Source organism: Tenacibaculum dicentrarchi (genome assembly GCF_964036635.1).
Lineage (GTDB): Bacteria > Bacteroidota > Bacteroidia > Flavobacteriales > Flavobacteriaceae > Polaribacter > Polaribacter dicentrarchi.
On the sequence record NZ_OZ038524.1, the window covers coordinates 876,189 to 890,386 of the forward strand.

At 30.3% G+C, this 14,198-nt stretch carries 12 protein-coding genes; 7 read left to right on the plus strand and 5 right to left on the minus strand.

Annotation, left to right across the window (positions count from 1 at the left end; genetic code table 11):
- The first annotated feature begins 273 nt into the window (after positions 1-273).
- The 7 genes from murQ to ABNT14_RS04035 all read left to right on the plus strand — a co-directional run bounded on the left by murQ (position 274) and on the right by ABNT14_RS04035 (position 8,967).
- Positions 274-1,101, plus strand: a complete 828-nt coding sequence (gene murQ, locus ABNT14_RS04005) for an N-acetylmuramic acid 6-phosphate etherase (RefSeq protein ID WP_101903542.1) — start codon at positions 274-276, stop codon at positions 1,099-1,101.
- Positions 1,094-1,339 (plus strand): DUF6095 family protein, encoded by a 246-nt coding sequence (locus ABNT14_RS04010; RefSeq protein WP_101903541.1) that lies wholly within the window; start codon positions 1,094-1,096, stop codon positions 1,337-1,339. Before murQ ends, ABNT14_RS04010 begins: the two co-directional genes overlap by 8 nt.
- A gap of 673 nt (positions 1,340-2,012) precedes the next feature.
- Positions 2,013-2,990 carry a hypothetical protein gene (locus tag ABNT14_RS04015; protein ID WP_101903540.1) on the plus strand — a complete coding sequence of 326 codons (978 nt, stop codon included), beginning with the start codon at positions 2,013-2,015 and terminating at the stop codon, positions 2,988-2,990.
- A 29-nt stretch (positions 2,991-3,019) separates the two neighbouring features.
- Positions 3,020-3,721 carry a hypothetical protein gene (locus tag ABNT14_RS04020; protein ID WP_145993588.1) on the plus strand — a complete coding sequence of 234 codons (702 nt, stop codon included), beginning with the start codon at positions 3,020-3,022 and terminating at the stop codon, positions 3,719-3,721.
- Positions 3,722-3,989: 268 nt separating this feature from the next.
- A complete protein-coding gene (locus tag ABNT14_RS04025) occupies positions 3,990-5,174 on the plus strand; it encodes a hypothetical protein (protein ID WP_101903538.1) in 1,185 nt (394 codons plus the stop codon).
- A gap of 218 nt (positions 5,175-5,392) precedes the next feature.
- Complete coding sequence (locus tag ABNT14_RS04030; protein ID WP_101903537.1) at positions 5,393-7,798, plus strand: hypothetical protein; 2,406 nt, start codon at positions 5,393-5,395, stop codon at positions 7,796-7,798.
- Positions 7,799-7,818: 20 nt separating this feature from the next.
- Positions 7,819-8,967 (plus strand): gliding motility-associated C-terminal domain-containing protein, encoded by a 1,149-nt coding sequence (locus ABNT14_RS04035; protein WP_101903536.1) that lies wholly within the window; start codon positions 7,819-7,821, stop codon positions 8,965-8,967.
- Between the two features lie 85 nt (positions 8,968-9,052).
- Here ABNT14_RS04035 and ABNT14_RS04040 read toward each other — a convergent pair whose 3' ends face one another.
- The 5 genes from ABNT14_RS04040 to ABNT14_RS04060 all read right to left on the minus strand — a co-directional run bounded on the left by ABNT14_RS04040 (position 9,053) and on the right by ABNT14_RS04060 (position 14,170).
- On the minus strand, positions 9,053-11,278 hold the full coding sequence (locus tag ABNT14_RS04040) for an NADP-dependent isocitrate dehydrogenase (RefSeq protein WP_101903535.1): 2,226 nt from the start codon (positions 11,276-11,278) through the stop codon (positions 9,053-9,055).
- A 212-nt stretch (positions 11,279-11,490) separates the two neighbouring features.
- On the minus strand, positions 11,491-11,838 hold the full coding sequence (gene rplS / locus ABNT14_RS04045; protein ID WP_058886240.1) for a 50S ribosomal protein L19: 348 nt from the start codon (positions 11,836-11,838) through the stop codon (positions 11,491-11,493).
- 182 nt (positions 11,839-12,020) lie between these two features.
- Positions 12,021-12,698 carry a tRNA (guanosine(37)-N1)-methyltransferase TrmD gene (trmD, locus tag ABNT14_RS04050; RefSeq protein ID WP_101903534.1) on the minus strand — a complete coding sequence of 226 codons (678 nt, stop codon included), beginning with the start codon at positions 12,696-12,698 and terminating at the stop codon, positions 12,021-12,023.
- 30 nt (positions 12,699-12,728) lie between these two features.
- Positions 12,729-13,589, minus strand: a complete 861-nt coding sequence (locus ABNT14_RS04055) for an RluA family pseudouridine synthase (protein ID WP_101903533.1) — start codon at positions 13,587-13,589, stop codon at positions 12,729-12,731.
- Complete coding sequence (locus ABNT14_RS04060) at positions 13,586-14,170, minus strand: ACP phosphodiesterase (protein ID WP_101903532.1); 585 nt, start codon at positions 14,168-14,170, stop codon at positions 13,586-13,588. The genes ABNT14_RS04055 and ABNT14_RS04060 overlap by 4 nt, the downstream gene beginning before the upstream one ends.
- Between the last annotated feature and the right edge of the window lie 28 nt (positions 14,171-14,198).

Here is a 14,198-nt window from a genome sequence, read left to right on the forward strand (position 1 = left end):
ATATAATGTGAGTAAAAAAGCCTTGTCAAATATTGATGAGGCTTTTTCTTTGTGAAAATTCCACAATAAAAATACGTACAGACGCGATTTATCGCGTCTCACAATACGATTCCGCAAAAATAAATTCAAAAAAAACAAACACAAAACACCAAAACATCACCAAAAAAAGACGCTATAAATTGGTGTTTCTACATTGTGTTGTTATCAATAATTAACAAATTAAATTTATTATATTTATCAGCATAAAAACTTTATAATTACTAAATTTGAAACATGAATTTTACCAAAACAACCGAACAAAACTCGAAGTATGATAATTTAGAAAAAATGAGTATTTCTGAGGTATTATCAAACATAAATAACGAAGATAAAACAGTGCCTTTGGCTGTTGAAAAAGCCTTGCCTCAAATTGAAAAATTAACAGAACAAATTGTATTAAAATTACAACAAGGAGGGAGGTTATTTTATATTGGAGCAGGCACAAGTGGGCGTTTAGGTATTTTAGACGCAAGCGAATGCCCACCTACTTTTGGCGTTGGGCATAACCTAGTTGTGGGGCTTATTGCTGGTGGCGATATTGCTATTAGAAAAGCCGTAGAAAATGCCGAAGATGCTACCAAAAAAGGTTGGGAAGACTTGCAAAATAAACAAATTACCGAAAATGATATTGTTATTGGTATTGCTGCTTCTGGGACTACGCCTTATGTAATTTCGGCGCTTAAAAAATGCAACGAAAACCAAATAATTACGGGCTGTATTACCTGTAATAAAAATAGTCCTTTAGCATTAACGGCTCAATTTCCTGTTGAGGTAGTCGTTGGAGCGGAGTTTTTAACGGGTAGCTCTCGAATGAAAGCAGGTACAGCACAAAAATTAGTACTAAATATGCTTTCTACTGCTACAATGATTCAGTTAGGAAAGGTAAAAGGTAATAAAATGGTTGATATGCAGCTTTCTAATAAAAAATTAGTAGAAAGAGCTAAAAAAATGCTAATTGCTGAACTACACATTAATAATGACCTTGCAACCGTATTACTAGAAAAATATGGAAATGTTAGAAATGCTATTGTAAATTTTAAAAAAGAGGCTCAAAATGACTAAAAAAATAACAAATGATACGGTTGTAAAAAAGTTCCTAACTTTATTAGGATTATTAATTGTATCGCCAATCATGTTGAGTTTAGCTTTTAAAGCACAACGTATTTTTACTCAGACTCCTAAAATATATATTGCTTATATATTATTATTAATTGGTTGCTTTTTAATTTTATTTACCGTATATTATGGTTTTAAAACGATAAAAACTTTTCTAGATGTTCTTTTTAATTCGAAAGTTTAGTTCTTATTACAATAAACTTGTTTAAAAAGTAAGGCTATCAGTTTGAACGTTTTTTTAGATGAAATTTAACTTGTAAAAAAAGAATAATTATTTGAAGCAATTTCCCGCTTTCAGCACTCGCTTTTTTTTGAAGAAAAATCAAAAAAAGAGCTCAAACAAAGCTTCAATCGGGGCTAGGAATTTAGTATATCAAACTTTATTTTTTAACTAAAATTGAATAAATCTCTTCAAAATCAAAATAACTCTCAGTTAGAGTCTTTCAAAAAAATGTATCGAGAACTTTTTTATCATCAAAATAAATCAACAGAAAACAGTTCAAATTATCGATACTATTTTAGCAAATAAAGATACAAAGCTGAACTAATTTTATTTGACGAATTTATATTTTCTGTTTTTATACTTTATTTTTTTTTAGATAAAATTTAAACAGGCGCTATGAGTCATAAATTTTTTTATCTTTTTACTTTAGAGTGTTTTAACGTTAAATTAACAAAGGTATCCCTGATTGTATATGATTTTTTATGCCTCTTTTTGTTTTAAAAAATAGGCATGATTATTGTTATTTCTTTTATATATAAACACTTAACGTATATTTTTCGATAAAAAATATACAAGGAATTTGTTTCATTTTATTTAAATAAAGATTAATATTGTAAAAAATTTACACAAAAGTATGAGATTAAAAATTTCTTTAATACTTGTTTTACTAACGAATATCACTCTTTTTGCGCAGGTAAAAATTGGCGATAATCCTAGTGATATCAATCCGACTTCTATTTTAGAGCTAGAAAGCACTGATAAGGTTTTCGTTTTAACTCGTATGGATAATACGGTAATGCAAAGCCTGCTTTTAAGTTCCGATCCTAATAAACGTCCTTTACAAGGTGCGTTGGTTTATAATACGACTGATAACTGTGTTTTTATGTATAACGGTACTGCATGGGTTAGTTTATGTAATTTAGCGACTAATTCTATAAAAGTAACACCACTGGCAGATAATCCTCCTACAACAAATAATAATTTAGGAGATTTTTGGATTAACACAACAACCAATCAAACAAGTATTTATAATGGTACAGCTTGGGTTTTACTAAATGAAAATCCGAAGAAAGGAACAGGAGTACCTACTAATACAACAGCTCCAAATTCAGTTGCTGGTGATATTTATGTAGATACTGCAACAGGAACAATTTATGCCCATAACGGAACAGCTTGGGTTACACAAACAAGCACAACCGTAACAGCAAACAATGGTTTGAATATTAATACAACAACTAATGCTGTAGAATTAGGTGGAGCTTTAACAAAACCAACAACAATAACAACAGACGCTACAAATACCTTAACTATTGAAGGTTTACAAGATGGAAACGCTACAACTGATAAGGTTGTTACTGTTGATGCAAATGGTGTTTTAAGAAAAGTAACGCTAGCAAATATTGCTGTTAGGCAAGAGGAAACACTATTAACAGCTGCGACACTAAATCAAGTAGAGTTTTTAGTAACTTTAAAAACCGAAGATAAAATAAACGTTTATAGAAACGGTGTGCGTGTAGGTTTTACGGTAAACACTGCTAAAACTGGTATTACATTAGAGCCTGGTGCAAAATGTTATACAGGCGATCAAATAAGAATAGTACAAATTTATTAAATAAAGAACCCCAATTAAAACCAAAAATGATGAAAAAAACAAACTCGTTCAAATTAGCAATGGTTGCTGTAGGAATGTTAACTATCGGAACTGTTAGCGCACAGCAAACTGATGCTACTAATGCTGATTTAGTAAAACAAGCAGACGCTAAAGTTGTAAAATCTGTAGATAATAAAGGTACAATTAAATATGTACAATCTGCTAATGGTCTTACTCAGGTTACTGATGCTGCCACTAATGTAACTACTATTCAATTAGGTGGTACTTTAGTAGCTCCTACAACTATTACTTCTGATGCTGCTAATGGTAAAGTCCTTAATATTGAAGGTATTGCTGGAGTATCTGCTGCTGATATGGTTGGTCCAGATATAAACCTTAAGCCTGCTGCTAACTTTGGTACTGCTGGTTTAACTTTAATGGTTAGAGATGAACTTACAGGTGAAATCAAGAAGTTATTAGCTGCTGATGTTGCTGCTTATTTAGAAACGTTAGCTAAAAATGTTTATGAGGAAAAAGTATTAACTGCTCCTGCTGATGCTGATTATACTTTTACTCCTGCAGATTTACCTATAGCTGCTTTATTAAAGCCAGCTAGATTATTTGTATATAGAAATGGTGTTAAATTACGTCAAAGTGATTTAATTTTAACAACAGATGGAGAGGTTACTATTGATAAAAATAAAGTAACTTTATTTGATGAAGATGTTATTGAAATTCAATACACAAACTAATATTACTGCTTAAAAGCAACAATATATTTTTAACCTTAGGCATTGGTTTTATAATTAAAACCAATGCTTAGCGGTTATTATTAACTTATTACATTTTTAAAAATTGACATTGCTCCCTTTTCCCCCCAAAAAGACCACCTTATATTACAAGGTTTTAGATTTTAATATATAGTTACTCATCTTATAAATAACAGCTTTAATTACACATATTGCTTAACTTATAAATTTAGTAACGATTATAAAATCGGTATTAAAAAAAATTAAGAATATGATAACTTGCAAAAAAAAACTGTTACTTCTTGTATTTACATTTGTTTCATTCAAAATAAATGCACAACAATTTAAAGTTGTTGATAATAAAGGAACTATTAATACGGTAAATAATAACACAGTTACTTCGGCTACAACTGCTCCTTTAAATCCTTTAGAAGGAGATATTTGGATTGATACAAATTCGCCAAATGATGTTATTAATATTTATGATGCTTTACCTATACCTGTTTGGAAACAATTTTCTAATCAAAATATTTATACAGAAAATGGAACTATTACTACCGATAGGGATGTAAACGGAAATGGAAAAAGTTTACGGTTTTATGGTTTAGGTTCATTTCATATTTATGACGTTTTTGATGTGCAATTGAATTCTACTGCTTATTTCCAGATAAATAGCCCAATATCTCTTGCACTTACAAGCGCTAATATTTCATTAAGAGGTAATATCACAGCTGATAATGACTTTTATTTAAAGGGAGCTTTTAAAGATGCCACTAATAATACCGGTACAACAGGGCAAGTTTTATCATCAACAGGAATAGCTACTAATTGGGTTGATAATACAGCAGTAAGCACTTGGCTTGCTTTAGATGATAATTTAACTGCCGATAAAAACGATACCAAAATATATAAAAACGATAATGTTGGTATTGGCGATTTTTCAGCAACTACTATTGATGCGCAATTACACGTAAAAAGTACTGATGTCCCTTTTAAAATTGAACCAAACACTACTACGCCTACAGGAACAAGTGGCGGACAGATGTTTGTTGACAGCACAAATGGTATTTTATATATTTATGACGGCACAAGAATGAAATGGCTTAGTGTTGACCGTACCATGATTGGTTGGGGTAGAGATAACGATAATACTACAGACCAATATTTAAGGCAATTTAACGGTGCTCCATCAAATAAAAATGGTTGGCGAATGATTAGAAATGCTACTATAACAGCAATAACAGCACAAACAGATATAGACCAAACCTGGACGTTAGAAATCCGTAAAAATGATGGTACAACAGCAATAGCATCATTAATAATGACTAATCAGCAAGGAAACCACAATAATATTCTTAATATTGATGTTAACGAAGGTGATTTTATACAAGCGTATTGTAATGGTACTAGTGTTGATTTTCCTGAAACTTTAATAGAAATTGCTTGGCGAAAATAATATTAATATTTAGTAATAAGTAGAGTAATCGTAATAAATATATTGATAAATTTAAAATATAGTAGTTATATTCTAATTAAAATTGCTTTGTAACAAAAAAAATATTATATTTTAGAATATTTTACTCTAAAATATATTTCAATTATATTTACGCCAAAAAATTGATATAAGGCTATTTGATAAAAATAGTATTACTTTTATTACTAATTATTAAACAGATGATAAATTATAAAAACTATTTATTTACCTTAATTATTACTTTTATTTTAACATCTTTAAATATAAATGCTCAAGAATTTAAAGTTATTGATAATAAAGGAACTATAAACACCGTGTTTAAAAACCACGTAACCACAACCACAACATTAACAGCTCCTTCAAACCCAATAGTGGGTGATGTTTGGTTTAATAATGTTGATAGCAAAATAAAAGTATGGGACGGAACTAATTGGAAAAAAATATCTGATACAAATAACCTTACTACAAATTTTTACAATGCAAATGGTAGCTTAACTTATCATAGAGTAATAACAGGAAGTACAGGGTCTGGTGGAAAATATGACCTTTCTTTTAACGACATAGGAAATTTTAAAGTATACACAGATGTAAATGAGATACTTAGTTCAGCCAAAACAACAATAGGTTCTAGTGGAGATGATGTAACAATTACAGCCTTTGGAAATATATTATTAGATAATAATACAAGTATTACTAAAAGTCTCGGTATAGGTAAAAATCTTACTGTAGATGAAAATTTTCAAGTAAAAAAACAATTTATAGATGCTGGGAATAATGCAGGTGTGGCAGGGCAAATTTTATCGTCAACAGCAACAGGAACTAATTGGATTGATAATACCAAAAATAAGGTAACTACAATTGCAACAGAACCTTTAAACCCTATCGAAGGTGATATTTGGTTTGATACTACAGCAAGCGAAATTAAAATCTATGATGCTGATGAACCAATAAATACAAATCGTTGGAAAAAAATAACAGATACTAACAATCTTACTGAGAATGTATATACCACCAATGGAATGTTAACTTCAGATAGACTAGTAACAGGTAAAACAAATTCATTTCGTTTTACAGATTTAACTAATTTTGATATAGATAACACTAATTATATTTCTTTAAATTCAAAAGGTTATTTAGATTTAAGGGCTACTACTGGTATTAACGTAGTTAACCATACACGTTTTTTAGAATATATTACTGTAGATAAAGGTTATAAAGATAGTACAGGAAGTCTTGGGGGAGCTGGGCAAATTTTATCATCAACAAGTACAGCTACAAAATGGGTAGACAATAGTGCTGAACATATAGGAACACTAGGTTCTATATTTTTTGCAGGAGCAGATGGAAAACCAACAGAAAATAATAATCAATTATTTTGGGATAATACCAATAATCGTTTACAAATAGGTAGTACTTTATCTGGAACAAACAAAGTTACAGTACAAGGCGCAATAAGGTCACAAGGATATAATAATTCTAATGGAACAGTTGGGCAACCTTCTTATAGGTTTTCTAGTGATTCAAATACAGGAATGTACCGTATTGCTGCCGATCAATTAGGTTTTTCAACTGCTGGAGTAAATGCCTTATTAATAGATGATACACAGAATATTAATATACCTAAAAATTTATCAGTAACAGGTACTTTTGCTGATACAAGTGGTGATGTTGGTACAAATGGACAAATTTTAACATCAACAACTTCAGGTACTAATTGGATTGATAATCCTGCATTAAATAACTGGTTAACCACAGGGAATTCAGGAACAACAACAGCTAATTTTTTAGGAACGACCGATGATAAAAAAATGCAAATACGTTCAAATAATATTTCGATATTAGAATTTGGTCGTAGGCAAACATTAGGCTTAACGCAACCATATCCAGATTATACTGATAATAATCAATCTGTAGTACATGTTAGAGGTATTAACGGAGTTTCTGCTTTACAATTTCAGGCAAGTGGTACGAATTTTTATAAGCCAATGTTTTTTACCACACCAAATGGAAGCTTTAGGTTGAAAGGAAGTTCTGGTGAAACAGATTTTTTCGAAATTGGTTCTGCAGGTCCTAATAATCAGGGGCGTTTAGAGTTTGTAATTGGTGATGATGGCGATGAACCAATAGTTTTTAAAAGATATGATTACAGAGGTGCTAAATTTCATAGAGAGTTATTCCGTGTTCAAGGTAGCAACGCCACACAAAATGCTAAGACGAGATTTGGTATTAATTTAAATCAGCAAGAGGTACCTATTTCGAGTAATTTAAATACGAACTATAATGATGCTTCTTTTAATAAAGCTAATTCTACTTTTCAAGTAGTTGGTTCTATTTCAAAATCAATAATAAGTACTAATACAGATTTTACTCTGACAGAAGACCACTATACCTTGATTGCTAAAAATGAGTCAAACACTAGAACTATAACCTTACCTGCTGCTAGTAGTGTTACAGGGCGTATTTATATTATAAAAACAAATTGGTATCGAGGAGTGAACTTAAATATCACTTATATAACAAGAACAACTAATACAACTAATTCTATACCAAGGCAAACTACAGTTCAATTACAATCTGATGGAACTGATTGGCAGCAAATAAATTAATTTTCACATATATTAATAGTATGAAAAACTTACTTTTTATCATTTTATCCACTACAGTAACCTTTGCTCAAACGGCATTTAAAAATATGGGTACTATTCAGTTACATGATGATGCAAATATTGCTTTTCATACCAATTTAATTAATGATGGAAGTTTTGAAAATAACAAAGGAACAGTAGGTTTTTATAGTGATACCGAAAAGTTGATAGTTTCAGGAGTTAAAAAAGCGACTTTTTATAATGTAGAAATTGATGTTGTAAATAATTTGGAGTTAGAAAGTTCACTAGCCCTTACTAATGAATTAAGTTTTATTAATGGAAAAGTTGTTACAGATAAAAATAATCTAGCTATTTCTTTAGAATTTAATAAACATCGTTTTTATGCAGGTGAAAACGATAATAATCATATTAACGGTTATGCAATGCTAAGAAGTAAAGGAACTGATGAATTTATATTTCCAATTGGAGATAGCGACAATCTGCGCCCAATGATATTACCTATTCAAAACAAGCAAAACACTTTTTTAGGTGCTTATTTTTATGAAGACCCAAATATGCCAACAACTTTTTCTGAAACTTTTTTAACAGATAGTAAGCAAGTCTTTATTGATAATGTTAGTAAAACAGAATTTTGGGATTTAAACGGTGCATCAAATACAAGTGTTACTCTGACCTGGAATGATCGTAGTGATGTAGCTATGCTATCAAAAAATAGTCTTGAAAAATTAAGAGTTGTAGGTTGGAGTAATATAAATAGCCAATGGGAAGACCTCGGTGCAGCCGAAATAACAGGAAATTTAACAGAAGGATCGGTAACATCAAATAGTTTTGTTCCTGATAATTATCAAATTATAACCTTAGCATCGGGCTTTGCTGATTCAAATAATATAAACCTTTTGATATCACCAAATGGCGATACAAAAAATGAAACATTAGTTTTTAGAAACTTAACAAAATACGATAGCAATAGTTTAGAAATTTTTAACCGTTGGGGTAATCTTGTTTATAATACAGAGAATTATAAAAATGATTGGACAGGAGAATCTACGGGTAGTTTTGTAGTAAATTCCAAAGATAAATTACCTGCGGGTACGTATTTTTACATCTTAAAATATGTAGTTCACGGAGTTTCTAAAACACAAAAAGGGTGGGTTTATATTAATAGGTAAATATATTTTAATTTTTGTACTAAATAAATTTAAAAAGCAGATGAATATTCATCTGCTTTTTTTATGTTAAATATAAAAATGATTCTTAAATAGCGTTTAAAATACTATTTAAAGCTTCACTAGGTTTCATAATAACATTAGTTAAATCCTCATTTGGTTGGTAATACCCACCAATATTAATTGTATTTCCTTGAACTTTATTCAATTCATTTACAATTACTGCTTCATTTTCTACTAGCTTTTCAGCAATAGGTGTAAATTGAGCTTTTAAATCAGCATCTTTATTTTGAGCAGCTAATGCTTGTGCCCAGTACATTGCTATATAAAAATGAGAACCTCTATTATCTAATTCACCTGTTTTTCTTGAAGGTCCTTTTTTGTTATCTAATAATTTATCAGTAGCATCATCTAAGGTTTCAGCTAAAACTTTAGCTTTACTATTATTATTAGTTTCTCCTAAATGTTCTAAAGAAACTGCTAAAGCTAAAAATTCACCTAATGAGTCCCAACGTAAATGGTTTTCATTAACTAATTGTTCAACGTGTTTAGGGGCAGAACCACCAGCACCAGTTTCAAATAAACCACCACCATTCATTAACGGAACAATAGAAAGCATTTTTGCCGAAGTTCCTAATTCTAAAATAGGGAATAAATCGGTTAAATAATCACGTAAAACATTTCCTGTTACCGAAATAGTATCTTTTCCGTCTTTAACTCTTTCTAAAGTGTATTTAGTTGCATCTACTTGCGATAGAATTTGAATATCTAAACCATCAGTATTATGGTCTTGTAAATATTTCTCTACCTTTTTGATGATTTCAGCATCATGCGCTCTTTCTTTACCTAACCAGAAAATAGCAGGAGTTTGAGAAGCTCTAGCACGTGTAACAGCTAATTTTACCCAGTCTTTAACAGGTGCATCTTTTGTTTGACACATTCTCCAGATATCACCTTGTTCAACTTCATGAGAAATTAAAACAGTTCCGTTAGCATTAATTACATCAACAGTTCCGTTAGTAGGAATTTCAAAAGTTTTGTCATGCGAGCCATATTCTTCAGCTTTTTGAGCCATTAAACCAACATTAGGAACAGTCCCCATTGTTGTAGGGTCAAAAGCGCCGTTCTTTTTACAGAAATCAATAGTTTCTTGATATAAACCAGCGTATGAACTATCAGGAATTACAGCTTTTGTATCTTGTTGTTTTCCTTCTTTATTCCACATTTGCCCAGAAGTACGAATCATTGCAGGCATAGAAGCATCAATAATTATATCCGAAGGTACATGTAAATTAGTAATTCCTTTATCAGAATTTACCATTGCTACATCAGCATTTTTAGCATAAATAGCTTCAATATCAGCTAAAATTTCAGCTTTTTTATCTTCAGATAATTCTTCTAAATTACTAAGTAAATTTCCGAATCCGTTGTTTACATCCACACCAATTTGTTCAAAAGTAGCACTGTGTTTAGTAAATAAATCTTTAAAGAAAACACGTACAGCATGACCAAATATAATAGGGTCAGAAACCTTCATCATAGTTGCTTTCATGTGTAAAGAAAGTAATAAACCTTGTGCTTTAGTATCTGTAATTTGTTCATCTAAAAAAGCTAATAAGGCTTTTTTATTCATGACAGAAGCATCAATAACTTCACCATCTAATAAAGAAACTTTTTCTTTTAAAGTTGTTTTATTTCCAGTAGCATCTGTATGTACAATTTTTACATCAGTAGCATTGTTAACTGTTACAGATTTTTCGGTATGAGCAAAATCTCCAGTACTCATTGTTGATACATGAGTTTTAGAAGATGAAGACCATGCACCCATTGAATGCGGGTTTTTACGAGCGTAATTTTTTACAGCTTTTGGCGCTCTACGGTCAGAGTTTCCTTCACGTAAAACAGGGTTTACCGCCGACCCTTTAATTTTATTATAACGAGCTAAAATAGCTTTTTCATCATCTGTATTTGCTTCTTCAGGAAAATCAGGTAAAGCATATCCTAATGATTGTAATTCTTTAATAGCAGCTTTTAACTGAGGTACAGAAGCCGAAATATTAGGTAATTTAATAATATTTGCTTCTGGCTTTTTAGCTAATTCACCTAAAAAAGCTAAAGCATCTTCTACTTGTTGTTCTTCGGTTAAGAAATCAGAAAAATTAGCAAGAATACGCCCAGCTAAAGAAATATCTTTGGTTTCTATTGCTATATCAGATGATTTTGTAAAAGCTTTTACAATCGGTAAAAACGAACGAGTAGCTAACGCAGGAGCTTCATCCGTTTTGGTGTACATAATTTTTGCTATTTTGCTCATATATCAGTTTTTTAACGCGCTGTTATTAAAACAAGCACAGTTATTATTAATTTATTGAAGTATTGCAAATTTAAGAATTAGAAATGATTTTTTTGATGCAAAAATGTTAATAGTTAGGGTGCTTTATTATCGATATGATAAAATATTTAAAACAAAAAAAGCGTTGTGAAAAATCACAACGCTTTTTTATAAGTTGAATAAAAAAGTTATTTCTAACTTCTTCTTTCTTTAATTCTTGCTTTCTTACCAGTAAGGTCTCTAAAGTAAAAGATACGAGCTCTACGTACTTTACCTTGTTTATTTACTTCAATTTTTTGAATAGCAGGTAAGTTAATAGGGAAGATACGTTCTACTCCTACAGTACCAGACATTTTTCTGATAGTAAAAGTTTCAGAAGCACCAACACCTCTTTTTTGAATAACTACACCTCTAAAAAACTGCGTACGAGTTTTACTTCCTTCCTTAATTTCGTAGTACACAGTAATAGTGTCTCCAGCTGCAAATTGAGGTAATTCGTTTCTTGTTACAAATTCGTCTTGAACAAACTTTACTAAATCCATCGTAATAATATTTATTTTTGTTTTATAAAACAACGTACACGATTATCGTCAGAGGTTAATTTATGCGTGCAAAATTAATCAAAAAATTATAAAATACTAACTTTTGTTTAATAATATTTTGGCACCTAATTATTTGTTAATTAGTAATTAACAAAATTTATATCGTGTAAATAATTTTTAAATTATTCATCTAATAAATCAGGACGTATATTTTTGGTGTGTTTATAGGCTTTTTCGCTTCTCCATTCTTCTATTTTAGGAAAATTACCCGATAATAATATTTCAGGAACTTTCATTCCGTCATATTCTGCGGGTCTTGTATAAACTGGTGGCGATAATAAATTATCTTGAAAAGAATCTGTTAAAGCAGATTGTTCATCACCTAAAACCCCAGGGATTAAACGCACAACAGCATCACATAAAATGGCAGCTGCTAATTCTCCACCTGTTAAAACATAATCGCCAATAGAAATTTCTTTGGTAATAAATCGGTCACGAACACGTTGGTCAACACCTTTATAATGTCCTGTTAAAATAATAATATTTTCTTTTAACGAAAGCGTATTTGCTATTGATTGATTTAATGTTTTAGCATCTGGAGTCATATAAATGACTTCGTCATATGTTCTTTCAGCTTGTAATTTAGAAATACAAGCATCAATCGGTTCAATCATTAAAACCATACCAGCGCCACCACCAAATTGGGTGTCATCTAGTTTTTTGTAAGAGCCAATTCCGTAATCACGTAAATTATGAAAATGAATTTCGGCTAAACCTTTGTCAATGGCACGTTTCATCATTGAATGTTCAAACGGGCTTTTTAATAAATCGGGTGCTAGGGTAATAATATCTATTCGCATGTTGGCAAAGATATATTTTTTAAAGTAAAATTAACAACCAAATATTTTTTTGAATTTCTTCGGAAGTTCTTTTGTAATTATGAGTTGTTTTTTTGTAAATGGATGTTCAAATTGTAGGGTAGAAGCGTGTAAATACAATCCTTTTCCATTTAGTATAAATCCATCTAAAAAATGTTCTTTATCGCCTAAAATTGGACTTTTTATAGCTAATAAATGTTTTCTTAATTGATGTTTTCTTCCTGTTTTGGGCGATAATTCAACAAGGTTTAATATTTTAAATCGTTCAGAAATAACTGATTTTATTAATTTATAAGATGTTTGAGCTTTTTTATCATCAATAGGAAAATCAATAATTCCGTTATTTTCTATTTTTCCGATACTTATTGCATGGTATTTTTTTTGAATTTTTTTATCCTCAAATAATTTATTTAAAGCGATGATGCTCGAACTTGTTTTTCCGATAAGTAAAAGTCCGCTTGTTGGATAATCTAATCGATGCACAGGTCGTGGACGTGTTGCATCTTCCAAAGGGCTTTTTTTGATGTTTTGCAGTAGTGCATTATCAATAGTTGCAAACGAATTTCCACTAACTAAAATACCTGCAGGTTTATAAATAACAGCTAAATAATCATCTTCAAAAAGAACTTCTAAAGGAAATTTAAATTGTTTAAAAGTGGTTTCTTCGCTAATTTTATACAATTCTATTTTTTCATTTCCATGGATAAATAGAGCCGTAGTTGCAATTTTACCATCGACAAAAACTAACTTTTTTTTAATTGCTTTTTTGAATCCCGATTTTGTTGGAATAGTTTTAAAAATTCCAGTTCCGTATTCTTGTAATCGAATAGGTTTTTCTAATACGGGAGTTTGATGTGTTTCTGATAAAATCATATTTCAGCAATTTGTATATTACAAAAATCACGTAATTCTTGAAAAAATAAAGTAAAATCTTGTTCAAATAAATGATAATGAATTGCTAAATCTTCAGAAGCTAAATTCATTTGAGATTTTCCTTTTGTACGTCTGTTTATTCCGTTTAAAACTTCTTGAATTCCATTGATAAATTGATAATTATACAACCAATTATATTTTACCATACTAGGGAGTAAATTTTGTGTTTTTTCGGGAAGCCTTGAATTATTTTTTTCTAACAATTTGTAGACAGAATTTACATAAATATCTAAAGGAATAGCCGAATATGTAGTCCAGTTTTTGGCTAAAAAATGGTCGAAAAAAATGTCAATAATTACGCCATCGTAATGTCCGTAACGCTCGTGTAATCTTCGTTTACTTTTTCTAACAATTTTGTGCGCATCGGTATAAGTATCTATTTTACGATGTAAAATAATACCTTTTTGAATATTTTCTTTAAAATGAGAAAATTTATTACCATTAATATGGTCAGCAATAAAATTACCAATCATTAATTCGGTGTTATTTCCAGATAAATATAAATGTGATAAAAGATTCATAGCGTAAATGTAAACAAAAAACCACAAC

Excerpts from the sequence above, each read along its gene's own strand:
- murQ (WP_101903542.1), top strand. The coding sequence starts at position 274 with ATGAATTTTACCAAAACAACCGAACAAAACTCGAAGTATGATAATTTA.
- ABNT14_RS04010 (WP_101903541.1), top strand. The coding sequence starts at position 1,094 with ATGACTAAAAAAATAACAAATGATACGGTTGTAAAAAAGTTCCTAACT.
- ABNT14_RS04015 (WP_101903540.1), top strand. The coding sequence starts at position 2,013 with ATGAGATTAAAAATTTCTTTAATACTTGTTTTACTAACGAATATCACT.
- ABNT14_RS04020 (WP_145993588.1), top strand. The coding sequence starts at position 3,020 with ATGAAAAAAACAAACTCGTTCAAATTAGCAATGGTTGCTGTAGGAATG.
- ABNT14_RS04025 (WP_101903538.1), top strand. The coding sequence starts at position 3,990 with ATGATAACTTGCAAAAAAAAACTGTTACTTCTTGTATTTACATTTGTT.
- ABNT14_RS04030 (WP_101903537.1), top strand. The coding sequence starts at position 5,393 with ATGATAAATTATAAAAACTATTTATTTACCTTAATTATTACTTTTATT.
- ABNT14_RS04035 (WP_101903536.1), top strand. The coding sequence starts at position 7,819 with ATGAAAAACTTACTTTTTATCATTTTATCCACTACAGTAACCTTTGCT.
- ABNT14_RS04040 (WP_101903535.1), bottom strand. The coding sequence starts at position 11,278 with ATGAGCAAAATAGCAAAAATTATGTACACCAAAACGGATGAAGCTCCT.
- rplS (WP_058886240.1), bottom strand. The coding sequence starts at position 11,838 with ATGGATTTAGTAAAGTTTGTTCAAGACGAATTTGTAACAAGAAACGAA.
- trmD (WP_101903534.1), bottom strand. The coding sequence starts at position 12,698 with ATGCGAATAGATATTATTACCCTAGCACCCGATTTATTAAAAAGCCCG.
- ABNT14_RS04055 (WP_101903533.1), bottom strand. The coding sequence starts at position 13,589 with ATGATTTTATCAGAAACACATCAAACTCCCGTATTAGAAAAACCTATT.
- ABNT14_RS04060 (WP_101903532.1), bottom strand. The coding sequence starts at position 14,170 with ATGAATCTTTTATCACATTTATATTTATCTGGAAATAACACCGAATTA.